22 protein-coding genes are annotated in these 22,774 nt (G+C 73.2%); 12 read left to right on the forward strand and 10 right to left on the reverse strand.

Annotated features, from left to right (window positions below; genetic code table 11):
• The first annotated feature begins 6 nt into the window (after positions 1 to 6).
• The 4 genes from HD597_RS61685 to HD597_RS61700 all read left to right on the forward strand — a co-directional run bounded on the left by HD597_RS61685 (position 7) and on the right by HD597_RS61700 (position 5,639).
• A complete protein-coding gene (locus HD597_RS61685) occupies positions 7 to 933 on the forward strand; it encodes an ABC transporter permease (RefSeq protein WP_253758605.1) in 927 nt (308 codons plus the stop codon).
• 89 nt (positions 934 to 1,022) lie between these two features.
• On the forward strand, positions 1,023 to 1,781 hold the full coding sequence (locus HD597_RS61690) for an ABC transporter permease subunit (protein WP_253758606.1): 759 nt from the start codon (positions 1,023 to 1,025) through the stop codon (positions 1,779 to 1,781).
• The gene (locus tag HD597_RS61695) at positions 1,778 to 3,208 is read left to right on the forward strand and encodes an ABC transporter ATP-binding protein (protein WP_253758609.1); all 1,431 of its coding nucleotides are present in this window, start codon (positions 1,778 to 1,780) and stop codon (positions 3,206 to 3,208) included. Before HD597_RS61690 ends, HD597_RS61695 begins: the two co-directional genes overlap by 4 nt.
• Complete coding sequence (locus HD597_RS61700; protein ID WP_253758611.1) at positions 3,195 to 5,639, forward strand: class I SAM-dependent methyltransferase; 2,445 nt, start codon at positions 3,195 to 3,197, stop codon at positions 5,637 to 5,639. The genes HD597_RS61695 and HD597_RS61700 overlap by 14 nt, the downstream gene beginning before the upstream one ends.
• A gap of 48 nt (positions 5,640 to 5,687) precedes the next feature.
• Here HD597_RS61700 and HD597_RS61705 read toward each other — a convergent pair whose 3' ends face one another.
• Together HD597_RS61705 and HD597_RS61710 are read right to left on the reverse strand one after the other, a co-directional pair.
• On the reverse strand, positions 5,688 to 6,611 hold the full coding sequence (locus HD597_RS61705) for an NAD(P)/FAD-dependent oxidoreductase (protein WP_253758613.1): 924 nt from the start codon (positions 6,609 to 6,611) through the stop codon (positions 5,688 to 5,690).
• Positions 6,611 to 7,351 carry a class I SAM-dependent methyltransferase gene (locus HD597_RS61710; protein WP_253758615.1) on the reverse strand — a complete coding sequence of 247 codons (741 nt, stop codon included), beginning with the start codon at positions 7,349 to 7,351 and terminating at the stop codon, positions 6,611 to 6,613. Before HD597_RS61710 ends, HD597_RS61705 begins: the two co-directional genes overlap by 1 nt.
• Before the next feature lie 265 nt (positions 7,352 to 7,616).
• Here HD597_RS61710 and HD597_RS61715 point away from each other — a divergent pair, with 265 nt between their 5' ends.
• Positions 7,617 to 7,832 carry a hypothetical protein gene (locus HD597_RS61715; protein WP_253758618.1) on the forward strand — a complete coding sequence of 72 codons (216 nt, stop codon included), beginning with the start codon at positions 7,617 to 7,619 and terminating at the stop codon, positions 7,830 to 7,832.
• Positions 7,833 to 7,870: 38 nt separating this feature from the next.
• On the opposite strand, the gene HD597_RS67155 is transcribed toward HD597_RS61715, so the two are convergent.
• The 4 genes from HD597_RS67155 to HD597_RS61735 form a co-directional block, all read right to left on the reverse strand.
• Positions 7,871 to 8,152, reverse strand: a complete 282-nt coding sequence (locus tag HD597_RS67155) for an aromatic-ring hydroxylase C-terminal domain-containing protein (RefSeq protein ID WP_345694345.1) — start codon at positions 8,150 to 8,152, stop codon at positions 7,871 to 7,873.
• Complete coding sequence (locus tag HD597_RS61725) at positions 8,106 to 8,324, reverse strand: FAD-dependent monooxygenase (RefSeq protein ID WP_308210995.1); 219 nt, start codon at positions 8,322 to 8,324, stop codon at positions 8,106 to 8,108. The genes HD597_RS67155 and HD597_RS61725 overlap by 47 nt, the downstream gene beginning before the upstream one ends.
• 13 nt (positions 8,325 to 8,337) lie before the next feature.
• Complete coding sequence (locus HD597_RS61730) at positions 8,338 to 9,114, reverse strand: hypothetical protein (protein ID WP_253758624.1); 777 nt, start codon at positions 9,112 to 9,114, stop codon at positions 8,338 to 8,340.
• A 332-nt stretch (positions 9,115 to 9,446) separates the two neighbouring features.
• Entirely contained in the window at positions 9,447 to 9,668 is a 222-nt protein-coding gene (locus HD597_RS61735) for a hypothetical protein (RefSeq protein ID WP_253758626.1), read from the reverse strand.
• A gap of 191 nt (positions 9,669 to 9,859) precedes the next feature.
• Between HD597_RS61735 and HD597_RS61740 the strand changes: the two genes are divergently transcribed.
• On the forward strand, positions 9,860 to 10,135 hold the full coding sequence (locus tag HD597_RS61740) for a hypothetical protein (protein WP_253758627.1): 276 nt from the start codon (positions 9,860 to 9,862) through the stop codon (positions 10,133 to 10,135).
• Between the two features lie 66 nt (positions 10,136 to 10,201).
• Here HD597_RS61740 and HD597_RS61745 read toward each other — a convergent pair whose 3' ends face one another.
• Positions 10,202 to 10,429 carry a hypothetical protein gene (locus tag HD597_RS61745; RefSeq protein WP_253758629.1) on the reverse strand — a complete coding sequence of 76 codons (228 nt, stop codon included), beginning with the start codon at positions 10,427 to 10,429 and terminating at the stop codon, positions 10,202 to 10,204.
• 544 nt (positions 10,430 to 10,973) lie between these two features.
• On the opposite strand from HD597_RS61745, the gene HD597_RS61750 reads away from it, so the two are divergent.
• The 6 genes from HD597_RS61750 to HD597_RS61775 all read left to right on the forward strand — a co-directional run bounded on the left by HD597_RS61750 (position 10,974) and on the right by HD597_RS61775 (position 17,593).
• Positions 10,974 to 12,068 carry a TOMM precursor leader peptide-binding protein gene (locus HD597_RS61750; RefSeq protein WP_253758631.1) on the forward strand — a complete coding sequence of 365 codons (1,095 nt, stop codon included), beginning with the start codon at positions 10,974 to 10,976 and terminating at the stop codon, positions 12,066 to 12,068.
• Positions 12,038 to 13,333 carry a hypothetical protein gene (locus HD597_RS61755; RefSeq protein WP_253758633.1) on the forward strand — a complete coding sequence of 432 codons (1,296 nt, stop codon included), beginning with the start codon at positions 12,038 to 12,040 and terminating at the stop codon, positions 13,331 to 13,333. Before HD597_RS61750 ends, HD597_RS61755 begins: the two co-directional genes overlap by 31 nt.
• A gap of 114 nt (positions 13,334 to 13,447) precedes the next feature.
• The gene (locus HD597_RS61760) at positions 13,448 to 14,023 is read left to right on the forward strand and encodes a hypothetical protein (protein ID WP_253758635.1); all 576 of its coding nucleotides are present in this window, start codon (positions 13,448 to 13,450) and stop codon (positions 14,021 to 14,023) included.
• Positions 14,024 to 14,487: 464 nt separating this feature from the next.
• On the forward strand, positions 14,488 to 15,303 hold the full coding sequence (locus HD597_RS61765; protein WP_253758637.1) for a class I SAM-dependent methyltransferase: 816 nt from the start codon (positions 14,488 to 14,490) through the stop codon (positions 15,301 to 15,303).
• A gap of 119 nt (positions 15,304 to 15,422) precedes the next feature.
• On the forward strand, positions 15,423 to 16,847 hold the full coding sequence (locus HD597_RS61770) for a serine hydrolase domain-containing protein (RefSeq protein ID WP_253758639.1): 1,425 nt from the start codon (positions 15,423 to 15,425) through the stop codon (positions 16,845 to 16,847).
• A 26-nt stretch (positions 16,848 to 16,873) separates the two neighbouring features.
• On the forward strand, positions 16,874 to 17,593 hold the full coding sequence (locus HD597_RS61775) for a MerR family transcriptional regulator (protein WP_253758641.1): 720 nt from the start codon (positions 16,874 to 16,876) through the stop codon (positions 17,591 to 17,593).
• Between the two features lie 52 nt (positions 17,594 to 17,645).
• On the opposite strand, the gene HD597_RS61780 is transcribed toward HD597_RS61775, so the two are convergent.
• From HD597_RS61780 to HD597_RS61790, 3 genes are all read right to left on the reverse strand, one after another.
• The gene (locus HD597_RS61780; RefSeq protein WP_253758644.1) at positions 17,646 to 19,208 is read right to left on the reverse strand and encodes an ABC transporter permease; all 1,563 of its coding nucleotides are present in this window, start codon (positions 19,206 to 19,208) and stop codon (positions 17,646 to 17,648) included.
• Positions 19,205 to 20,101, reverse strand: coding sequence for an ABC transporter ATP-binding protein (locus HD597_RS61785; RefSeq protein ID WP_253758646.1), 897 nt, complete (start codon positions 20,099 to 20,101; stop codon positions 19,205 to 19,207). Before HD597_RS61785 ends, HD597_RS61780 begins: the two co-directional genes overlap by 4 nt.
• A 123-nt stretch (positions 20,102 to 20,224) precedes the next feature.
• Positions 20,225 to 22,774: a DUF4118 domain-containing protein gene (locus tag HD597_RS61790; protein WP_308210945.1), complete on the reverse strand. Its 2,550-nt coding sequence runs from the start codon at positions 22,772 to 22,774 to the stop codon at positions 20,225 to 20,227.

Consider the following 22,774-nt stretch of genomic DNA (forward strand, 5'->3'; position numbering starts at 1 on the left):
TCCCGAATGCCGTGGCCCGTCCGCGCGTCGGCCAGGGGTGTCCTGCTGATGGCCGCCGCCTCAGTGGTGATCTTCCTGTGCACGGCGGCGCTCCCGGGTGACGCGGCGGACGTCCTCGGCGGCGGCCGCGCCGCCCCCGGGGAGCTGGCCCGGTTGCGGGCGGAGCAGGGGCTGGACCGGCCCCTGCACGTCCGCTACCTGGACTGGCTGACGGGCGTGCTGACCGGTGATCCGGGAACATCGCTCATCACCGGCCGGCCGATCGGCGAGCTCGTCGCGCAGCGGGCCGGCGTGACGCTCGTCCTGGCCGCGGCGGCGCTGGCGGTCAGCGCGCCCCTGACCGCGGCCCTGGCCTGGTCCGCCGCGCGCGGGCCCAGGTGGCTGCGGCACCCGGCGAACGCGGTCATCGTGGCGGGCGCGGCACTGCCCCAGGCCGTGGTGGCCGCCGCGCTGGTGGCCTGGCTGTCGGCGGGATGGGGGCTGTTCCCGCCGGTCTCGATGCTGCCCGCCGGAGAGCCTGCCTGGAGCCGGCCCGATCTGCTCGCACTTCCCGTGCTCACGCTCGCGCTCCCGATCGCCGCGTACGGCGCCGCCCTGCTCCGCGGGGCGATCGCGGACGTGGCGGCCCGGCCTTACGTGCTCGACGCCGAGCTTCGCGGCCTGCCGCCGGCCACGATCGCGCTGCGGTACGTGCTGCCGATGGTCGCGGCGCCCGCCACCCGGCTCCTCGCCGTCACCCTCGGCGGGCTGGTCGCGGGCACTGCCGTGGCGGAGACCCTGTTCGGGCTGGCCGGGCTGGGCGAGCTGCTGGTCACGGCCATCTCGACGAGGGACGTGCCGGTCGTCCAGAGCGTCGCCCTGCTGGCCGCCGCCGTCGTGGTGGCCGGCCTCGCCGCCGCCGACGGCGCCCGCCGGGGAACGGCGGGCCCGTGAACGGCTTCACCAGGCCGGTTCCGGAGGTCCGTGCCGCGCGGGACCCGGTGAACGGGCGCCGTCCGCGTACCGTGCTCGTCCTCGGAACGGTGTCCGGGACCGTGCTCCTGGCAGCGCTCGGCGGAGAGGCGGTGGCCGGGCACGACCCGGCCGCGATCGTCGCGTCCCCATGGGCCGGGCCCGCGCCCGGGCTGCCGCTCGGCGCCGACGCGCTCGGCAGGGACGTGCTCGCCAGGGTCCTGGCCGGCGGCAGGGACCTGACGCTGACCTCGCTGGCGGCCGCGCTGACGGCCTCGGCCCTGGGCGTGGCGGGCGGGCTCTGGGCGGGATGGAGCCGCGGGCGGCTCGGGCGGGCCGCCGCCGGCGCCGCCGACCTGCTGCTGGCCCTGCCCCTGCTGCTGCTCGCCCTGCTGGCGGTGGTGGCGCTGCCGGGCCCCGCGGCGGTGGTCGCCGGGACCGTGCTCGGCGGCACGCCGCTGACCCTGCGGGTGGTCGCCGACGCCACAGCCGCGGCCAGGCACGCGGGCTACGTGGAGGCGGCGCTGGCCCGAGGGGAGCGGGGCGGTGCCGTAGTGCTGCGCGAGGTCCTTCCCGCGCATGCCGGGCTCGTCGGCGCGGACCTCGGCCAGCGGGTGGTGCTGGCCGTGCAGCTCGCCTCCGCGCTGAACGTCCTCGGCTTCGGCCCGGCGCCGCCCGCGCCGGACTGGGCCGCCATGCTCCGCGAGAACCTGCAAGGCCTGGGGCTGAACGCCGCGGCGACGATCGCGCCGGCGGCTGCCCTGGCGGTGCTGGCCGGCAGCGTGGCGGTGCTCGCCCACTCCCTCGCCGCCCGGGGCGGGCTGTCATGAACCGGGACGGGCTGACCGTTCGCGGGCTCACCGTCACCGGCAGGGCGGGAACCGTGATCGTCGACCGGCTGGACCTGCGGATCGCGCCCGGCGAGGTGCTCGCCCTGGTGGGACCGTCCGGTGCGGGCAAGACGACCGTGCTGCGGGCCGTCCTGGGCGCGCTGCCCCCCGGACTGACGCAGGCCGGCGGCCGGATCGAATGGCACGGAGCCCCGGTACGGGCCCCGCGTCGCTGGCGGCGGCGCACCGTCGGCTTCCTCGGCCAGGACCCCGCCTCCGCGCTGCACCCCCTGCTGGACGCGCGGGCGGCCGTGCGCGAGGCGCTGCCCCGATCCGCGCGCGGCACGGGAGCGGAGGAACGGGCGCTCGCCGAGGTGGGCCTGGACCCCGCCGGCCTCGCCCGCCGTCGCCCGCACCAGCTCTCGGGCGGGCAGGCGCAGCGGGTGGCGCTCGCCCGCGCCCTGGCAGCCGGCCCCGAGCTGCTCGTGCTGGACGAGCCCACCAGCGCGCTCGACCCGGCCGCGCTCGCACTCGTCCTGGAGCGGGTACGGCGGCGCCGCGGCGACGGCCGCTCGGTGACCCTCGTCGTCTCCCACGACATGGGGGTGGTGCGCGAGCTGGCCGACCACGTCGTACGGCTCGGCCCGGGCGGAGGGCCCGGCCCCGCGCCCACGACACCGATCCGTTCCAGGGTGATGCGCGGCGGACCGGTGCTGGAGACGCGCGGGACGACCGTCGCGCAGCCGCCCGGCGGAGCACCCCTGCTCTCGGACGTCCACCTCACGATCCGGGCGGGGGAGGCGGTGGCGCTGCTCGGGCCGTCCGGCTCGGGGAAGAGCACCTTGTTGCGCGCGCTCGCCGGACTGCACCCCGCCGAGGCAGGACAGGCCACCGTGGCCGGACAACCGCTGCCCTGGCCCGTGAGCGAGCGGAGCCCCGCAGCCCTGCGGGCGCTGGCCCTGGCCGGGCAGAACCCCCTCGACGTGCTCAACCCGGCCCGCACCGTCGGCGCGGCGCTCACCCGGCCCCTGCGCACCCTGCGCGGGCTGTCTCGCCGGGCCGCCCGCGCGCGGGCCCTCCACCTGCTGGCCACCGTCGGGCTCCCGGAGGAGCTGGCGCATCGCTACCCGGGCGCGCTCTCCGGCGGGCAACGCCAGCGGGTCGCGCTCGCCCGGGCGCTCGCGGGAGAGCCCGCCGTGCTGCTGGCCGACGAGATCACCGCCGCCCTGGACACCCGCACCGCCGCCCAGGTCCTCGACCTCATCGACGCGCTGCGCCGCGAAAGCGGCCTCGCCGTGCTCGCGGTCACCCACGATCCGGCCGTCGCCGCCCGCGCCGATCGCGTGCTCCGCGTAGAAGGCGGCCGGCTGCACCCCCGTCCCTGCTCTCACGACGATCACCGGAGGCCATCCCTTGACGCCCTATGAATCCCTGCTCGCCCACCCCTGGATCACCCGCGCGGACCTGACCGGAACAGGCGGGCTCGTCGTCACGGCCGATCCCGCGGCGCTGTCGGTGCGGCAGGAGCCGGGACGGCCGCCCGTCCTCGGCGACCTGGTGGCCGAGCACCTCGAACACTGGGGAGAGGTCTACGAGTGGACCTACGGGTCCGGCCAGGGCGCACACCGTCCCGACCTCGACCTGGCCGGCTGGCGCGCCACCGGCACCGGCCGTCCGTTGCCTGCCGACCACATGGCCGAGTGGGCCGACCGCACCGCCGAGCTGGTCCTGCGGCACCGGCCGTCCCGCCTGCTCGAACTGGGCTGCGGCACCGGCCTGCTGCTGCACCGCCTCCACCCGCACCTCAAGGGCTACGTGGGGACCGACATCGCCGGGCACGTCGTCACGCGGCTGACCGGGCTCGGCCTGGACGGCGTCACGGTCGTGCGGGCGGCCGCCCACGAGATCAACGGCGGTGCCGTACGCGCCGCCCTGGCCCGCCTCGGCGACCGGCCCGACTGCGTGCTCCTCAACTCCGTCACCCAGTGCTTCCCCGGCGTGGAGTACCTGGCGGCCGTGCTCCACGACGCCATCGGCCTCGTGACCTCGGGCGGCACCGTCGTCGTCGGGGACGTACGCCACTCGGGGCTGCTCGGCGAGCACTACCGCCGGCTCGGACCCGGATCGGCGGACCGGGCCGCCGCCGACACCGAGCTGCTTCTCGACCCCGCGACCCTCGCGGCGGTGGCGGCGAGCGCGGGCCGGCGGGTGACCGTCAGCCTGTTCGCCAAGACGCTCACGGCCGACACCGAGCTGACCCGGTACCGGTTCGACGCCGTGCTCCACGTCGAGCCGCCGCGGAGCCCGCCCGCCGCCCTCCGCCGGTGGGACGAACTCGGGCCTGAGCCCATGGCCGCCCTGGCCCGCGAGAACGGTCCCGTCCGCGTGACCGGCATCCCCAACGGCCTGTTCGAGCCCGGCGCACCGACGGGGGCGAGCCTGCGGGCCGCGCTGGGGGACGCGGGTGGCGCGGTGCTGCTCGACCCGGACGACCCCGTGCGGCTGCAGGTCGCGATTCCGGCCGCGGCAGCCGCCACGCCTCCCGACGAACTGGCGGGCACGGGCCGGCCGCACGAGCCGCTCGGCGCGTTCGCCCGGGCCCGGCTGGCCGAGGTGGCCCGCCGCGAGCTCAGGCGTGCCGGCCTGCCGATCCCCGAGGACCTGACGGTACGGATCCCCAGCGGCCCCGGTCACGACGCCGTCAGCGTGGCAGGCGAGGCGGCCGATGCCGACCGGGCCGGACGCCTCGCCCTCGCGCGGATGGCCGGGCGGACACCGGAGCCGGTGCCCGACTCCGCGCTCACCCACCTGCCGCACGCCGTCCGGCGCTTTGACGAGATCGCGCTGCGGGCGTTGAACCGGCTGGTCGCCGGCGTCGCGCCTCCCGGCAGGCCCCGGACAGCCGAGCAGATCATGGCGGCGCTGGGCGTGGCCGCGCGGCACGAATGGATCGTCCGGCGCTGGCTGGAGGTGCTGGGCGCCGAAGGGCTCGCCCGCCGCCACCCCGGCGGCCGCCTCGACACCGTGAGCCCGGGTGACGCGGCGCAGGACGACGCGGCCGGCCTGGAGCGCGCCTGCGCCGAGCTGGGCTACCCCGGCCAGATGGCGACCTTCTACCGCACCGCTCTCGCCCGCCTGCCCGAGCTGCTCCGGGACGAGATCATGGCGCAGGCACTGCTGTTCCCCGACGGGGACCTGCTCACCTCGCTCGGCAAGGACCAGAACAACGTCAGCAACACCTACCTGAACGCCGCCATGGGTCACCTGGTGGGGCGGGCCGCGGCCACCCGTTCCGCGCCCCTGCGTGTGGTGGAGCTCGGCGCGGGCGCGGGCGGCAGCACCGCCGCGGCGCTGGACGGGCTGGGCGACGCCCAGGCGGACTACCTCTTCACCGACGTGTCCAGATTCTTCACGATGGCGGCCGAGGACCGGTTCGGCGACCGGCTCCGCTACGCGCTGCTGGACATCAACGCCGACCTCGTGGCCCAGGGAGCCGTACGAGGCGGCGCCGACGTGGTGATCGCCGCCAACGTGCTGCACTGCGCCCGGCACGCCGGGCGATCCCTGCGCTGGATCAGGGAGCTGCTGGCCCCCGGCGGGCTGGTCGTGGTCACCGAGGCGATCCGCGAGCACTACCTGGTGCTCGCCACCATGCAGTTCCTGCTGTCCCCCAGGGAGGGGAGGCCGGAGCTCGGCGCCGGTGACCGTCGTGGCGGCACGGGCCGGGTGTTCCTGACCGGGCGGGAGCTTCCGGCGGAGCTGGCGGAGGCCGGGCTGCGCCCGATCCTGGAGCTGCCGCGGGCCGGCTCCCCGCTGGCCTCGCCCGCCCAGCACCTGTTCGTCGCGACGAGGCTCTGAGAACGCCGGTACGGCGGGCGCGCGGGCCCGTCGTACCGGTCGGCGGGGTCAGCCCGGCGCCACCGGCAGGCCGGCGCGGAACAGCTCCTGCTCCAGCCAGACCGCCGCCCGCACCCCGTCGGCCGCGCTCGGCCCCACCAGCGTCACCGGGTCCGGCACCGCCTTCAGGTGCGCCGCGTCCCCGGCCGCGTAGACGCCCGGCACGCTGGTCCTCCCGTACTCGTCCACCTCGACGCAGCCATCGGGCAGCAACGCGCAACCGAGCTGCACCGCCAGGTCGGTGTTGGGCCGGGTGGGCGCACGATGGTAGACGGCCTCGCGCGCCAGCTCCGTCCCGTCCGCGAAGCGCAAGGTCAGCGCGTCCAGCTCGCCGTCGAGGCCCGCCAGCGGGGTCTCGACCACCTGGACGCCGCGGGCCTTGACGGCCGCGGCCACCGGTTCGGGCAGGGCGCTCGGGCCGTTCGTGCAGAGCACCACGTCGTCGCTGTACCGATCGGCGACGTAGGCGGCCAGCATCGCCTCGAAGCCGTTGCCGATGACGGCGAGCACCTTCCCGTTCGTCTCGTAGCCATGGCAGAACGGACAGTGGAACACGCTCCTGCCCCACCGCTCCGCCAGCCCGGGAATCGCGACGGGCTCGTCGGTCAGCCCGCTCGCCAGCACCAGCCGGGACGCCTCCACGCGCTCGCCGTCCTCCAGGGACAGCGTGAACCGGCCGGACTCGCCCTCCGCCGAGCTGACCCGCCCCTGCCTGAGCTCGGCCGTCGGATAGGCGCTCACCTCCGTGCGGCCATCGGCCAGCAACGTCGCGGGGGAGCCGCCGTCCCGGCCGAGGAACATGTGCATCTCCGCGGCCGGCGCGTTGCGCGGCCGGCCGGCGTCCACCACCAGGACCCGGCGCCGCTGCCGCCCGAGCACCAGCGCCGCGCTGAGCCCGGCGGGCCCGCCGCCGACCACGACCACCTCGTACATCACGCGTCTCCTCTGTCGATGACGTGCATGCCGAGCTCGTCCGGGCCGGTGCGGTGCTGCACCAGGCCGTGCCGGCCGACCTCCTCCTTGAGCCGCCGCTCGTCCAGCACCCACCAGTCGTAGTGGGTCTTCAGCTCGTCGGCGAGCCTGTCGTCCTGGTAGGTGCGGTAGGTCATGTGCCAGACGATCCGGTCCGGGCCGGCGGGCTCGGCACGCCCCCACCCTTCGTAGCGGCGCCGCCCGATCCGCACGTCGGCGAACCTCGTCTCCGGCACCGCCGCCGGCTCGGCGGGCGGTTGCAGGTTCAGCACCGCCCGGCCGCCGGGAGCGAGCCGATCCGCGAGCATCGCCCAGGCCGCCTGCCGGTCGGCCGGGTCGAAGTGGCCGATGACGTTCATCAGGACGACGGCGCCCGGCCGGGGCGGCAGCGCCGCCGAGAGGAGGTGCTCCGGCAGCACCGTCACCCGCTCGCGCAGCTCCGCCGATTCGCCCACCCTGGCCAGCAGGACGGACCGGAGCGCCGTCGACGGCTCGACGGCCACGATCTCCGCTCCGGCCACCGCCTCCGCGATCACCCGGGTGCCGTGCCCGCCGCCGGCGCCCACGTCCACGATCGGGCCGGTGACCCCCCGTAAGGCCTCCGCGAGCGGCGGACCCAGTCCTCGCCAGGGCGCCGCGAGCATCAGGTCGACGAATTCCGCGGATCGCTCGTACTCGTCCGCCATGCTCGTCCTCTCCATGAATTGATAATCATTACCATTTCGGGAGCCTAAGGAGGGCATGGAGGAGTCGTCAAGGACCTCTGAGTTGTTCGCCGGCCGGAGCAGCCGCCCGCCAGGCTGGAGACCGCCAGGCCGAAGGAACCGCCCGGGAAGGGCGGGCGCCGGCGCGGGGCCGCCCGATCCCTCGTGATCGGCGGGAGGAGGATCGCGAAAGTCGTTGAGGATGACAGGGTCTCGGCGGATGGTGGGACTGTAGGGGCAAGGCGACCCGCTGGAGGAGATCGTGGCACACCCCGAGCTGAACACGGACATGGTCCTCGCCGCCGTCCGGGACCACGGATTCGCGGCCTATGACGTCCTGGTCAAGGAGTTCCCCTCCGACGTGGTGGTCGCAGAATTCACGAAGGCGGCCAGATCGGGCTTCACCAGCTTCGGTGTGGGAGTCCATCTGGCGTCGTTGACGGACAAGGGGCGCGAGCGTCTCGACTCCCTCGGGTAACGGCCCTCGTGGCTCTGCGCGTGCGGGATGACCACTGATCAGGTGGCGGGCCTGCCGAACCAGAGGGTGAGATGGCCGTTCAGGTCCTGCTGATCGTCGCCGATCCAGGCGACGTGGCCGCCGGGGCGGAGCAGGACGCACGGGACGTCCGGCGCCGCGGTGGGATCGGCGAGGTGATCGACCCGGTCCGGCCGGCCGCCGGGGTCAGGCGTTCGGTGCGGTCCAGCAGCAGGCCGCGGCCGCGATGCAGCAGACCGTAGAGACGGCTCTGCTTCACGTCGGGGTCGGGCAGGCGGCGGCCGAGCAGGTCCGGCCGTCACGGCCGACGAGGTGGCGCGAACGCAGGCGTTCGCCGGTGGCCGGCTCGACCGTCACGCCCTCGTCGTCCTGCTCGAAACCGGCCACCGCGCAACCGTGCCGGATCTGCGCGCCCAGCTCGTCCGCATGCTCTTCGAGCAGGCGGACGATGACCGGCTGCGGGATGCCGAGCAGGCTTCGTGCACGGTCAGCAGCCCACTCTCCGGCCGCTCAGCGCGATGTCGTCCATCCACACGTCGTAGCCGGCCGGAGCCGGGTTCTCCTGGTAGAGCTGCCAGCCCAGCTTGACCGTGTCGAACCGCGGGAAGACGAAGTCCACCGGGTTGCCGCCGTGCTCCCGGGTGGACACGGTGAGCTCCGGCTTGGCCACCCCGTCGAACCACAGCGAGACCCGGTTGCCGGTGGCGTCCATGTGCCACTCCACGCAGGTCCAGGCCCCGGCGACGGAGGGGGCGGTGGCCCGCCAGTTCGTCCAGTCCCCGGTGGGGCCGCCGTCCGCGCCGACGCCCCAGTAGGCGGCTCCCCTGTGGGGCGGCGGGGCGTACTGGCCGCCGAGCGGGCGGACGATCTCGGGCCCGTCGCCTGTCGCCTCCACCAGCGTGTAGTGCGCCCAGTCCGGCGCGGTGGGGAACGCGCTCACCCGCAACCGTACGCGCCCGTAGAAGCTGTTGCCCGGCGCGGCGAAGTCGTCCACCTTCAGGAACGCGCGGCCGTTGCCCTCGGTGTGCACCCGCAGCACCTTCTCCCCCCGCCGCCCGGCGCGCTCGACGGTGAGGGTGCCGTGCTCGGTGTCGATTCCCCAGCGGAGACTGCTGGCGCCGCCGACCGGCATGGCCTGGAAGTCCTCGCAGAACAGCAGGTTCGCCTTCGCGCACGGGCGCGCCTCCGCCTGCGCCGAGGCGGAGGGGGCCGCCAGCGGCACCAGCAGGAGGGACACAACGACGCGGGCAGGCCAGGTACGCACGGCGACTCCTCTGACGCGAGCGGGGGTGAGCGGGAGTAAGGTATGCCATCCGGCGCTCCGGGGAGGGCGCGCGGCGGCAGCGGCCGATGACGGTGCTGGTGGAGGGGTTGCGGCCGGGGAAAGTTTCAGCGGGAGCCGTCCGGAGACGGTGGCGGCCGGGGTGAGCCCGTGTGGTACGCATTGATCTTGCCGGCGTTGACCGTCGGCGTTCTGGCCGTCCCCCGGCGCCGGCGCGAAGCTGAGGCGAGGTCAGGTGGTGGTCTTCGAATCGGCGCTGGAAGGCGGGGGGCGCACCGGCCCGCTGCCCGCCCGGGCACAGGCGAAGTGGCTGATCAAGCGGGTGGCCGCACTGCCGAACGCTCGCGCATGCGGCGGATGAGCGCCAGGGAGGGCACACTGGCGCAGGCCGGCCCGATGGCCACGCCAGCAGGATGCGCCTCACCCACCGCGGCGCTCAGCAGGGTCGCCCCGCCCGCCGGTAGGGCCACCATGTCGAGCACGGCGGCGCGGAGGGCGTGGAAGGCGCCCCGGCCGCGGACCCTGCTGAGGGTCAAGATCCAAGACTGATGATCAAGATCATCATATGGGCGGCCTTGTCTTGATGACTCCTGCCGTCGACGTGGCTCTTGGGGTGATGTGAAGCGCTCGAATCCCGGTGTTGACATGCTTCAGTGAAGATCCGTAACGTGTCGAGGCAAAGGTCGAAATGACGGGCGCTATCGGGCGTCCTGCGGAAAGGAAAAGCGTGCGACGCAGACTGGCGAAAGTCGCTTCAACGCTCCTGGCAGCACTATTCCTGACCTCGGGAGGAGCCTTCCTCGCAACCGCTTCCGCGCAAGCCGAAACCGCACACCGGGCAGACGTGGTGGCCCCGGCCGCGGTCTGGGTGGACTACAAGAACTACGCCACTTATGAGGCCTGCCGTCAGCAGGGCCGGGAAATGCTCGGTGGCGGGGTCGTCATCGCCTATGAATGCTCGTGGGACAGCCCGTACTGGTTGTTGCGCGTACGTATCGAATAACTGGGCCGCAGGTCGCGATCGAGGGTGGCGGGCGTGGCCCGCCATCCTCGATCGGTTGCCGCGGGATTATCTGTAAACGCTGAGCAGCCAGTACGGGCTGTCCCATGAACAGTCGTAGTCCTGGATGATGCCCGCGTTCAGCAGCTCGCCGCCCTCTCGCTGGCAGGCCGCGTGGGTGGCGTAATTCTTGTACGGTGACCAGCCGGCCGCGGCGTGGCTCTGCCGCGTTGACCCGGCCTCCGCGGAAGCGGCGGAGAGGAAGGCTCCTCCGGCCGTCAGGAATGCCGCTGCCATAAGCGTTGAGGTTGCTTGCGCCAATCTGCGTCGCACGCTTTTCCTTTCCGCGGGACGCCTGATGGCGTCCATTATTATCGGCCTTTGCTCGACACGCTACGGATCTTCACCGATTCCTGTCAATGTCGAGCGAAGGCGGGAGAAAGGGTAGGACGGCGGAGTCGGCCACGCCACGCGCCGGGATCGTTGGAAGGCCCCGCCGGTGTGCCCAGGGACGGCGGCCTCCCCGCGGCCCGGGCCGGTGGGCGACATTGACGGTCGTGCTTGCCGCGTGTGATGATCTTGCTGGTAAAACGGTGATGAGCGGGACTCGTGTTTCCTGTGCTGCCTGCACCGGTTGTTCTCGGGAGTCACCCGGTTCGCGATCGAGAGCGAGGAGATGGCGATGAAGAAGAAGAAGCTCGAGGTCAAGATCAGGAAGCTTGAGAAGATCGAAACCACCATCAACCGCGGCGGAGCCAGCGGCTGATTCACGGACACGCGGAACCGGCCGGCCGTGGTCCGGCCGGTTCCGCCTCCAGTGTGTGAAGGAGAGGGTGGCCGAGTGCGTCTGCCCAGGGTGAAACGTGTCCACCAGCCGTTCGTGCTGCCCGGCAACCGCATCGTCATCGGGCTGTCCCAGTTCGGAGTGGCCTCCGAGATAGCCGACGACGAGGACGGCAGCATCGCCACGATCCTGGCCCTGATGGACGGCACCCGGACCGTCGGGGAGATCTGCGCCGACTTCGGCAAGACCCACCCCGATGTGGACGACGACAGCGTGCGCGCCGTCATCGAAGACCTGGTCGAGAGCGGCTTCGTCGAGGACGCCGGCGCCCCCGTGCCGGCGAACCTCACGGAGCGGGAGGTCGCCCGGTACGAGTCCGCACGCCACTTCTTCAGCTGGATCGACACCTCGCCGCGCACGTCACCCCACGACGTCCAGTCCGCGATCAGGAACGCCCGGGTGAGCCTGCTCGGCGTGGGCGGCACCGGATCGGCCGTCGCCGCGGGGCTGGTGTCGAGCGGCATCGGCGCGTTGCGCATCGCCGACTTCGACGACGTCGAAGAGTCGAACCTGACCCGCCAGCTCCTGTACGCCGAGGCCGACGTGGGCAGGTCCAAGGTCGGCCAGGCGGCCGCCCGGCTGCGGGCGATGAACGGCTCGGTCCTGGTGACCGGGAGCGAGACCAAGGTGGGCGGCCCCGGCGACGTCGCCGAGCTGATGACCGACTGCGACGTGTTCGTCCTGTGTGCTGACGAACCGCACCCCGAGATCGTCGAGTGGACCAACGAAGCGGCCCTGCGGACCGGCACCCCGTGGTTCATGAGCCTGTACACCGGGCCGATGGTCGTCGTGGGCTCGTTCGTGCCCGGGGAGACAGGCTGCTGGGCCTGCCTGGACCGGCAGGAGGAGGCGCGCAAGGAGAAGGAGCTCGGGCGGCTGCTGGCCGAGTCGCGGCCGAACGCGGTGGTCGCCGCCAGCGCGAACATCAGCGGCCACCTGTGCGCGCTGGAGGTGCTGTACCAGCTCGGCGGCCTGCCGGCGCAGACCCGCGGCAGGGTCTTCCACTGGAACCTGGCCGTCTGGGACCACCAGTACTCCATCGACGTCCCGCGTGACGACGCGTGCCCGGTCTGCGGGCCGGGGACACGGTGAGCGCCCAGGCGGCCGAGGCCGGCGCGGGCAGCGTCGTACGGTTCCACCACCTCGTCGTCCGTCCCGACGACGACGACCCGGACGCGGTCATCGTCGGCCGCCCGGACCTCGGCGAGTTCGTCGAGCTGCCCGCGGTGTGCGGGGAGGTCATCCGGCTGCTCCGCGAGGGGCGGCCGGTCGCGGACGTCGAGGCCGCGATCGCCGCCGAGCACGACGTCGAGCTGGACGTGGCCGACTTCGTCGACTCGCTCGCCGACCTCGCGTTCGTGGCCGAGATCGACGGGCGCGCGCTCCCCGGCCCGGAGTCGGCGCCGGTGGCCGGCCACTTCGAGGGCGTCACCGAGCGGCACGTCCGATGGGTCTTCTCCAGGCCGATGAAGCTGTTCTGGGTCGCCGTCGTCGCGGCCGCGTCCCTGACCGTTCTCGCCCGGCCCAGCCTGTTCCCCCACCACCGGGACTTCTTCTGGAGCGGCTACACCGGGCTGTCCGTGCTGGTCAACACGGCGTTCTTCTCTCTCGTCGCGAGCGTGCACGAGCTGATGCACCTGATCGCGGCGCGTTCGCTCGGCGCGCCGGCGAGGATCGGGTTCGGCACCAGGCTGCACTACCTCGTCGTGCAGACCGACGTCACCGCCATCTGGGGAGTTCCCCGGCGGCACCGGTACCGCGTGTATCTGGCCGGGATGGCGTCCGACGTGTTCCTCATCGCGACGATGGTGCTGGCCGTCGCCTACCTGCCGCTGCCCGGCCCGACCGAGGCGCTGCTGCGGGCCTTCATCCTGACCACGCTGCTGTGCCTGCCCCTCCAGGCCCAGATCTACATGCGGACCGACCTCTACTTCGTGCTGCGCGACCTGCTCCGGTGCAAGGACCTGTTCGGCGACGGTCTGCGATACGTCCGGTACCTGCTCGCCAGGGCGGTGGCACCGCTCAGGAAGCCGGGCTCGCCGGCGACCGACCCCACCGGCGACCCCACCGGCGACCTCGCCGTCCACGAGCGCCGGGCCGTGCGGATCTACGCCGTCGCCCTCGCGCTGGGCAGCTCCGTCACGTTGACGGTCTTCGCCTTCTACGGCGCCCCGATCATCGTCAGCGGGCTGACCAACGCGCTGACCGCCCTGTGGGCCGGGTTCCACGGCGGCCCCCTCCTCGCCGCGGTCGACGCCGCGCTGCTCATCCTGGTCGAGGGCGGCATACAGGTGCTGTTCGTCGTGACCTTCGTCCGGACGCGCCGCCACTGGTTCCGCCGCCGGTCGAGGTCGTGAAGCCGGAGCCGTACAGCATGGCGTGGGGCGGGTAGGGCCAGGCCCACCTCGTCCTCCGTCCAGGGCCCATGCGGAGGCGGTCCGGAACACAGTTGAATGATCGACATGCAACGCATGACAGGATTGCTGGTCGGCGCGGTCTTCGGCGCCGTTTTCGTTCTCGTCAACGCGCACGAGCCGCTGAACAGCGCGGTGGCGACCGTGCTCCGGATCATCGCCGTCCTGGCGGCCGGGTTCGTGCTCGTCCTGTGGTTCGCCACGGCCCGCGCCGAACGAACCGCCCCCGTCCCCGCCTCCGCGGCGAGCGGCCAGGGCTCTTCCCGGCCGAAGAGCATGTTCACCCCCGGTTACCTCGCGGTGGTGGCCGCCGAGGCGGTCCTGCTGTTCGGCGGCATCCCGGTGCTCGCCGCCCTCGGAGCGCCCGCGCAGGCGAACGTGGCCTGGGTGGCGTTCGTGGTGGGCGTGCACTTCCTCGCCCTGGCCCCGATCTGGAAGGACCGCGTCATCGCCGTTCCGGGGGCGGTGCTCGCGCTGCTCGGCGTGGCGGGCTTCGCGATGGCGTGGACGTCCGCCGCGGACTGGACGCCGTTCGTGAGTGGTGTGCTGTCCGGGCTCGTACTGCTGGCGGGCAGCGTGACCGGAGGCCGTCTGATCACGAGCTCGACGAGGGGACGCCAGGAGCCCGCCTGACCGCCATCTCTTTCATCCGGTGCCGTCGAGTCCCTGAGAAGGCCACGCGCGGCGCGATGGTCGATGCGGTCGTGGACTCACCACCGACCGCACCGGTGGGCAGTACGTGTCCCAGCCATGGACGTCGGACAGCGACCTGGGCAACAGCGGCCTCGACAACCGGGCGGACTGCGTCGTGTTCCGCTGATCCCGGCGCCGGCCACCTGGCGAGGCGATGCCGGGACGCATGCCGCGGCACCGTCCTCCGCCCGCGACGAAGGAACTCGCGTACGAGACACGGGAGACGGCGCGGGCTCCGGTCGGCACCCGGCGTCGCGGCGTACGGTGACGGCGGGGGGAGGATGCTGGACAAGGGCGGTCTCCTGGCCCGGCCGTCGAGGGGATCGCCGGGCGACAGCCTGCCGGAGCCGGCGGCCGGCAGCGCGGCATGCACACGCGGCCGTCCACGGCATAACGTCGCTGGTGTGAAGGAGAGCGAACTCGTCGGGGTGCAGAAGACCCTCACCCCCGTCCTCAAGGCCAAGGCCCTGGACAACCGGCTGCCGGACCCGATTCTCGGTGACGAGCGCGCCGAGGAGGTGATGCGCCGCCTCGACCCCGGCTACGACCAGCGCCGGTTCGGCACCAGCCAGATGGGCCTCGTGGCCGTGGTCCGTGCCAAGGCCCACGACGACTGGGCCCGGGGTTTCCTGGCCGATCACCTCGACGCGGTGGTCCTGCACCTGGGGTGCGGGCTCGACACCCGGGTGTACCGGATCGACCCGCCCGCCACCGTCGACTGGTACGACCTCGACTACCCCGCCGTCATCGAGCTGAGGCAGCAGTTCCTGCCGCCGCGCGAGCACCACACCGTGATCGGCTCCAGCGTCACCGACCCGGCCTGGCTGGAACGTGTGCCCCGCGGCCGGCCGGTGCTGATGATCGCCGAGGGGCTGGTGCCCTACCTGACCGAGCCGGACGTCCGGCGGCTGCTGACCGGCGTCGTCGACGCCTTCCCCACCGGCCAGATCCAGCTCGACACGGTGCCGGTCTGGGCGTGGCGCACCTCGAAGTGGGATCCCACGCTGCGCAAGTACGACGCCCGCTTCCACTGCGGTTTCGACGATCCGGCCGCGCTGGCGCAGTGGCACCCCCGGCTCCGGTACGTCGACGAGGCGCCGTTGTCCGACTCGCCGATCCTGATGGCCAAGGCCCCCGCGAACGTCCGCCGCGCGTACCGGCTCATGAACCTGCTGCCGGGCTTGAAGCGATCCACCCGCATCGTACGTTTCCGGTTCTGAACGCCGCACCGCCGAGGCCGGTCGCCGGGACCGTCAGGCCGGGCTGCGGCGACCTCTGAGGGGATTTCCCGGTGCGGGGGTTGACCTTGCCCCAGGGGCAAGGTTCGACGATCGTCCCCATGAACAACAACGCACTGCACACCGCCGCGGCCCGGATCCGCGAGCAGGCCGCCGCCTACTGCGCCGCCAACCACGTCCCCGGGTTCGTCGCCGGCGTCCACCAGGGCGGCGAGCAGATCGTCGTCGCCCACGGCACCGCGAACCTCACCACCGGCGCGCCGATGCTGGAGGACACCGGGTTCCTGTTCGGCTCCGTCACCAAGGTCCTGACCACCACGCTGGTCCTGCAGCAGGTCGACAAGGGCGTGCTGGACCTCGACACGCCGGTCGTGACGTACCTGCCGGAATTCGCCCTGAACGCGCCGGGCGCGGCGGACAAGATCCTCGTCCGGCACCTGATCTCCCACACCAACGGCATCGACGCCGACCTGTACTTCCCCGACGCCAAGGGCCGCGACGCCCTCAAGACGTACGTCGCCGGGCTGGCGGGCGCCTGCGGCGTGCTGTTCGAGCCGGGCGAGCAGCTCAGCTACTCCAACGGCGGCATGATCGTCGCCGGCCGCCTGCTGGAGGTGGTGACCGGCCTGCCGTTCCCCGAACTGCTCGCACGCGACATCTACACCCCCGTCGGCATGCACGACTCCAGCACCTCGGCCGAGCAGGCCATCCTGCGCGGCACGGCGATCGGCCACTTCCCCGACCCCGAGACCATGGAGGCCAGGCCCACCGGCATGTTCACGCTGCCCGACACCTGGGGGCCGGCCGGTGGCACGCCCATCGGCACCGTCGCCGACCTGCTCGCGTTCGGGCGCACCCACCTCGCGGGCGGCGTGTCCCCCTCCGGCACGCGCGTCCTGTCCGCCGCCTCGACCGCGCTGATGCGGCAGATCTCGTACGACATGGGGTCGCCGAACACCCCGCCGATGGGCATGGGCTGGGTGTGCTATCCCTTCGGCGACACGACCGTCCTGGCCATGTCCGGCGCGTCGCCCGGCGGGGTGTCCCTGCTGTGCGTCATCCCCGAGCACGACCTGGTCCTCGCCTCCTTCGGCAACACCCCCGGCGCGATCATGCTGCAGGACCAGCTCCTGCAGTGGCTGCTCACCGAGCATCTCGGCGTCGCGATCCCCACGCTGATCACGGAGACGGAGCAGGACGTCGACCTCACCCCGTACGTGGGCACCTACCGCTCCGACCAGCTCCGCATCGACGTCAGCATCGTCGACGGCCAGTTGGAGGAGCGGACCACGTACGAGCCGGCGGACCCCTCGCAGGAGCGCGTCTTCACCGAGTTCGCGGGCGGCACCACCTCCGCGCCGCCGCAGCGCTACGTGGCGATCCGGCCCGGCCTGTTCGCGCCCGCCGGTTTCCCGCTGGAGGCGTTCGACGGCTACCTGCGGCTGCTGCTCGTCTCCTACCATGACGTCCGCGACGGGCAGGCGCGCTTCCGCAACGGCGGCGGCCGGCTGGCCCGGCGGGCCTGATCCGACGGAGTGGGAGGATGTCCGGCATGTTCACGATCGGCCGGCTCGCGGACTACGCCGGAGTGACCACCAAGGCCATCCGCCACTACCACGAGCGCGGCCTGCTCGCCGAGCCCGCCCGCGACTCCTCCGGCTACCGCCGCTACACGGCCCAGCACGCGATCGAGCTGGTCAAGATCAGGACTCTGGCGCAGGCGGGCGTGCCCCTGGCCCGCATCAAGGACCTGCTCGACGCCGACACGGACACCCTCACGGCGGCCATCGCCGAGATCGACCGTGACCTGGATGACCGCATCGCGCGGCTGCGGCGAACCCGCGAGCAACTCGCCGAGCTGCGCGGCGGCGACCGGCTCTTCGTCTCTCCCGAGGTGGCCGACTTCCTCGACGAGCTGAGCCGGGCCGGCGTGAGCGAGCGCCAGCGCAGCCTGGAGCGCGACGGCTGGATCCTCATGCAGACCGCCTCGCCCGAGGACGCCTCCGTGTGGGTCGCCGAGAAGCGCGAGCTCCTCGGCGACCCCGAGTTCCGCGCCCTCTACCTCGAACATGACGCCGCCTACGGCTGGCCGCCGGACGATCCCCGCCTGCCCGCCCTGGCGGACCGCACCCGGAGCTGGTACGCCCGGCACCACAGCCGATCCGAGGCCCGCCCCGTCCACAGCGAGGCCGTCGCCCGGCTGGCCGAGCAGTCCCAGCCCGGAGCCTCGTCCCCGGCCTGGGACCGCCTCGCCAGCCTCATGCGGGGCTGACGCGCGCAGATCCCGCCCGGTGAGCCGGACGGGATCGCGCCACGCCGATCGTTCAGCCGACCGCTCTGCGCCTGATGGCGGCGAGGCCGGTCGCGGTGAGGGCGGTGGTGATGCCGGCCATGATCAGGACGGTGGTGGCGGTGAAGGGCTCGCCCGAGATGACCATGGGCAGGTTGGGGTAGGGCACGGCGTACTTGGCGATCCAGTAGTCGATGCCGAGGATCGGGCCGAGCACTTCGCCGAAGAGGTTGACGAACAGGAAGGCCGTCCAGGAGATCGCGGCGGCGGCGCGGGGGAGCAGGCCGAAGGCGAGGGCTCCGGCTCCGGCCAGGATCCAGGTGGCGGGTGCCTGTACCAGGGCTCCGGTGAGGACCTTGCCGGGGGCTCCTGCCACCAGGCCCATGGTCAGGCCGGCGGCGGCGAGGATCAGGACGGTTCCGGCCAGGGCGAAGAGCAGGTGGCCGGTGACCCAGCGCAGGCGGGAGACGGGGGCGGACAGGAGCAGTTCGGCGTGGCCGGTGGTCTCCTCGTTGCGTAGCCGTAGCAGGGCCAGCAGTGGGTAGAGGGCGGAGACGTAGCCGAGGCTGAGCACGATCAGCCACAGGTAGGCGTCGGTCATGGTGGCCTCGGGGGAGGCGGTGTAGCGGCGGAAGAACTCCTCGACGGCGGCGCCCTGCCGGGCGACCTCCTCGATGGAGGTGGCCAGGGCGCCGAGGACCAGCCCGGCGATGGCGTATCCGGCGATCCAGCCGCCGAGCAGGCCCTTCTGCAGCCGCCAGGCCAGGCTCAGCGGGCTGCGCAGCCGGTCGGAGGAGGCCGGGCCGGGACGTTCGGGGATGAGGCCGTGGCCGAGGTCGCGCCGGGTGAGCAGCCGGTAGGCCAGGGCGACGGCCGTGGTGGTGAAGGTGAGGCTGAGCAGCAGCACGGCCACGTTGTCGTCGCCGTAGGGGCGTACCAGGTGTGACCAGCCCTGCGGGGACAGCCACTTGAGGGCGGTCAGGCCGCTGCCGTCGGCGAGGAAGCGCAGGACGTAGCTGAGGCCGAGGCCGAGTGCGGCCACGCCGACGGCGGTGCGGGCGGTCTGGGTGAGCTGGGCGGCCACCGCGCCCAGGCCGGCGAAGACCAGGCCGGCGGCGGTGATCGCGGCGCCGAAGGCGAGGGAGCCGCCGGGGTCGGCGCCGGTGGCGGTCATGGCGGCGGCGGTGAGCAGTCCGGCGGCCACCGCCGAGCCGCAGGTGACGGCGAGCGCGGCGGTCAGTGGTGCCAGGCGGCCGACCACGCCGGCGCCCACCAGTTCGGCGCGGCCGGACTCCTCTTCGCCGCGGCTGTGCCGGATGACGGTGAGGATCATGATCAGGCCGAGGATGGTGTAGATGGCGTCGGCGTTCTTCCAGACCGCCATGCCGGCCAGGGTGGCGGAGTGCACCTGGCCGGCGAAGGCGGTCAGGGCCTGGTTGGCGGCCATCTCGCGGGCGAAGGCGGCGATGTCGGGGATGGCGGTGGCGTAGCGCTGGACCTGTCCGGCCGCGAGGGCGGCCAGCAGCAGTATCCAGAGCGGGGCGATGAAGCGCTCGCGCCTGAGCACGAGTTTGGTCAGGGTCCAGGTGCCGTTCATCGTTCCGCCTTGGTGCTGTTGTAGTGGCGCAGGAACAGGTCCTCCAGTGAGGGAGGGGTGCAGGTCAGGTCGCGTACGCCGACCCGGATGAGCTCGGCCAGTGCCGCGTCCAGCCGGGTGCGGTCGACCTCGAAGGAGATCCGGTTGCCGTGGACCCGCACCTGGTGCAGGTCCGGCATCCGGGTCAGGCCGTTGGGCGGGCAGGCCAGCTCGGCGGTGACGCGGTTGCGGGCCAGGCCGCGCAGCTGGGACAGGGGGCCGGCTTCGACCGTGCGGCCGCGCCGGATGATGGTGACGCGGTCGCACAGCGCCTCGACCTCCGACAGGATGTGGCTGGAGAGCAGGACGGTCCGGCCGCGCTGTTTCTCCTCGGTCACGCACTGCTGGAAGATCGCTTCCATCAGCGGGTCCAGGCCGGAGGTGGGCTCGTCTAGGACGAGCAGTTCGGTGTCGGAGGCGAACGCGGCCACCAGGGCGACCTTCTGCCGGTTGCCTTTGGAGTAGGTTTTGGCCTTCTTGCGCGGGTCCAGCTCGAAGCGCTCCAGCAGCTGCGCCCGGCGGGCTGGGTCCAGGCCGCCGCGCAGCCGGCCGAGCAGGTCGATCACCTCGCCGCCGGTCAGGCCCGGCCACAGGCTCACGTCGCCCGGCACGTATGCCAGCCGCCGGTGCAGCGCGGCCGCCTCGCGCCACGGGTCGCCGCCCAGCAGCACGGCCCGGCCGGAGTCGGCGCGCAGCAGGCCCAGCAGGGTCCTGATGGTGGTCGACTTGCCGGATCCGTTGGGGCCGAGGAAGCCGTGCACCTCGCCCGCTCGTACGCTCAGGTCCAGCCCGTCCAGTGCCCGGGCCCGGCCGAAGGACTTGACCAGTCCTTCCACTTCGATGGCCAGTTCCATGGCCGCCACGCTCCTCGTCTTGTTCCCCTTGGTACTGGTCAAGACGGTAGAAGCGCGGGTCATCCGAAGGTATCGGGCATGTGCCCTAACCGAGGCTGGGGCGGACCGGCTCGGTCCGGACGGTCAGGGTGCCGAGGAAGGCCGTGCCGCCCTGGAGTGGATCGGCAGGCTGACGATCATCGTGAGACCACCTCCCGGGGTCTCCTCGGGCGTGAGGGTGCCGCCCATGGCCTCGGTGAGCCCGCGCGAGAGAGCCAGGCCGAGCCCGACGCCGGTGCCGTTGTCGCGGTCGCCGAGCCGCTGGAAGGGCAGGAAGACGCGCTCGTGGTGCTCGGGCGGGATGCCGGGGCCGCGGTCGACGACCCGGATCTCGACCATGTCGTCGTGCCGGCTGGCGGTGATGAGCACCCTGCGGTCCGGCGGGCTGTGGCGGACGGCGTTGCTCATCAGGTTGACCAGCACGCGCTCCAGCAGGGCGGGGTCGGCGACGAGGTCGGGCAGGTCGATGGAGATGTCGCCCTCGACGCGGTCGCGCAGCGGGCCGAGGTCGTCGATGGCGCGGGGCACGACCTCTTCCAGGGCGACGGGTTGCGGCGACAGGCCGAGGACGCCGGCCTGCAGGCGGCTCATGTCGAGCAGGTTCTCCACCAGCCGGTCGAGCCGGGTCAGGGATTCGTCGGCGGTGGCGAGCAGCTCGTCGCGGTCCTCGTCGGTCCAGGTGACGTCCTGGTTGCGAAGGCTCTCGACGGCGGCCTTGGCGGCCGACAGAGGAGTGCGCAGGTCGTGGCTGACGGCGGCGAGCAGCGCGGTGCGCATCTTGTCGGCCTCGGCCAGCGGTCTGGCCAGCTCGGCCTCCTCCTGGAGGCGTTCCTGGCGCAGCGCGACGGCGGCCTCGGCGGCGAACGCCTCCAGCACGCGGCGGTCGCCGGCGTCCAGCAGCCGGCCGCGGGCGGCCAGCACCAGGTCGTCGCTGATCACGACGTCGGTGTCGGCCACGGCGGGCGCGGTGCAGGGGGTGCCGCCGGAGGTGGCGACGATGCGCCAGGCTCCGGGCTGGGCCTGGTCGTCCGGGGTGGGCTCGCCGATGCGTTCGAGCAGGGTGACGGAGTCGAGCCCGAACGTCTCGCGCAGGCGGCCGAGGAGGGAGGGCAGGGCGGCCTCGCCGCGCAGGACGTGCCCGGCCAGGGTGGACAGGGCCTCGGCCTCCGCGCCGGCGCGGGCGGCCTGGCGGGTGCGGCGGGCGGCCAGGTCCACGATGGTGCTGACGGCTGCCGCGACCAGGACGAACACGATCAGGGCGAGCAGGTTCTCCGGGGCGGCGATGGTGATCCGGCCGATGGGCGGGGTGAAGAACCAGTTGAGCAGGAGGGAGCCGCCGACGGCGGCGACGATGGCCGGCCACATGCCGCCGATGAGGGCGACGCCCACGACCAGGCAGAGGAACAGCAGGATCTCGCTGGGCAGTTGCAGCACGTCGCGGAAGGGGGCGAGCGTGGCGGTCAGCGCGGGCATGCCGGTCACCGCCACGGCCCAGCCGGCCAGCCGGCGTTCGCGGGTCAGGGCGGCCCGGGCGCGTTCGCGCCTTCTCCGGCCCTTCCTGGCCTCCTCGTGGGTGACGAGGTGCACGTCGATCGAGCCCGACCGGCTCGTGGTCTCCACCCCCACGCCGCGCGAGAGGATCTGCGCGAACCGGCCGCGCCGGGAGGCGCCGAGGACGAGCTGGGTGGCGTTGACGCCGCGGGCGAAGTCGAGCAGCGCGCGCGGGACGTCGTCGCCGACGACCTGGTGGTAGGTGCCGCCCATGCTCTCGACCAGGGCGCGCTGGCGGGCCAGGCTGGCCGGGTCGGCGCCGGCCAGCCCGTCGGCGCTGGTCACGTGGACGGCCAGGAGGTCGGCGCCCTTGGTGCGGGCCGCGATGCGAGCGGCCCGGCGGACGAGCGTGTCCCCCTCCCGGCCGCCGGTGAGCGCGACGACGACGCGTTCGCGGGTCTCCCAGGTGGTGGCGATGCCGTGGTCGGCGCGGTAGCGGTCGAGCTGGTCGTCCACCTTGCCCGCCACCCACAGCAGCGCGAGCTCGCGCAGCGCGGTCAGGTTGCCGACGCGGAAGTAGTTCGACATGGCCGCGCTGACCTTCTCCGGCGCGTACACGTTGCCGTGCGCCATGCGGCGGCGCAGCGCCTCCGGTGACATGTCCACCAGCTCGATCTGGTCGGCGCGGCGGACGACCTCGTCGGGCACGGTCTCGCGTTGCGGGACCCCGGTGATCTCCTGGACGACGTCGTTGACGGACTCCAGGTGCTGGATGTTGACCGTGGAGATGACGTCGATGCCGGCGTCCAGGATCTCGTCGATGTCCTGCCAGCGCTTGGCGTTCTTCGAGCCGGGAACGTTGGTGTGGGCCAGCTCGTCGATCAGCGCCACCTTCGGCCGGCGGGCGATCACGGCCGCCACGTCGAGCTCGGTGAAGCCGGCCCCGCGGTGGACGACGATCCTGCGGGGGACGATCTCCATGCCTTCCAGGAGGGCGGCGGTGCGGGGGCGGCCGTGGGTCTCGACCAGGCCCACGACCACGTCCCGGCCGCGCTCGACGGCCCTGCGCCCCTCGCCGAGCATCGCGTACGTCTTGCCGACCCCGGGCGCCGCCCCGAGGTAGACCCGTAGCCGCCCCCGCAC

The sequence above is a fragment of the Nonomuraea thailandensis genome (assembly GCF_024172165.1).
GTDB classification, from domain to species: Bacteria; Actinomycetota; Actinomycetes; order Streptosporangiales; family Streptosporangiaceae; genus Nonomuraea; species Nonomuraea thailandensis.

Excerpts from the sequence above, each read along its gene's own strand:
- HD597_RS61710 (WP_253758615.1), bottom strand. The coding sequence starts at position 7,351 with ATGGAGAGGACGAGCATGGCGGACGAGTACGAGCGATCCGCGGAATTC.
- HD597_RS61760 (WP_253758635.1), top strand. The coding sequence starts at position 13,448 with ATGACAGGATTGCTGGTCGGCGCGGTCTTCGGCGCCGTTTTCGTTCTC.
- HD597_RS61770 (WP_253758639.1), top strand. The coding sequence starts at position 15,423 with ATGAACAACAACGCACTGCACACCGCCGCGGCCCGGATCCGCGAGCAG.
- HD597_RS61745 (WP_253758629.1), bottom strand. The coding sequence starts at position 10,429 with ATGGCAGCGGCATTCCTGACGGCCGGAGGAGCCTTCCTCTCCGCCGCT.
- HD597_RS61685 (WP_253758605.1), top strand. The coding sequence starts at position 7 with ATGCCGTGGCCCGTCCGCGCGTCGGCCAGGGGTGTCCTGCTGATGGCC.
- HD597_RS61780 (WP_253758644.1), bottom strand. The coding sequence starts at position 19,208 with ATGAACGGCACCTGGACCCTGACCAAACTCGTGCTCAGGCGCGAGCGC.
- HD597_RS61705 (WP_253758613.1), bottom strand. The coding sequence starts at position 6,611 with ATGTACGAGGTGGTCGTGGTCGGCGGCGGGCCCGCCGGGCTCAGCGCG.
- HD597_RS61695 (WP_253758609.1), top strand. The coding sequence starts at position 1,778 with ATGAACCGGGACGGGCTGACCGTTCGCGGGCTCACCGTCACCGGCAGG.
- HD597_RS61775 (WP_253758641.1), top strand. The coding sequence starts at position 16,874 with ATGTTCACGATCGGCCGGCTCGCGGACTACGCCGGAGTGACCACCAAG.
- HD597_RS61785 (WP_253758646.1), bottom strand. The coding sequence starts at position 20,101 with ATGGAACTGGCCATCGAAGTGGAAGGACTGGTCAAGTCCTTCGGCCGG.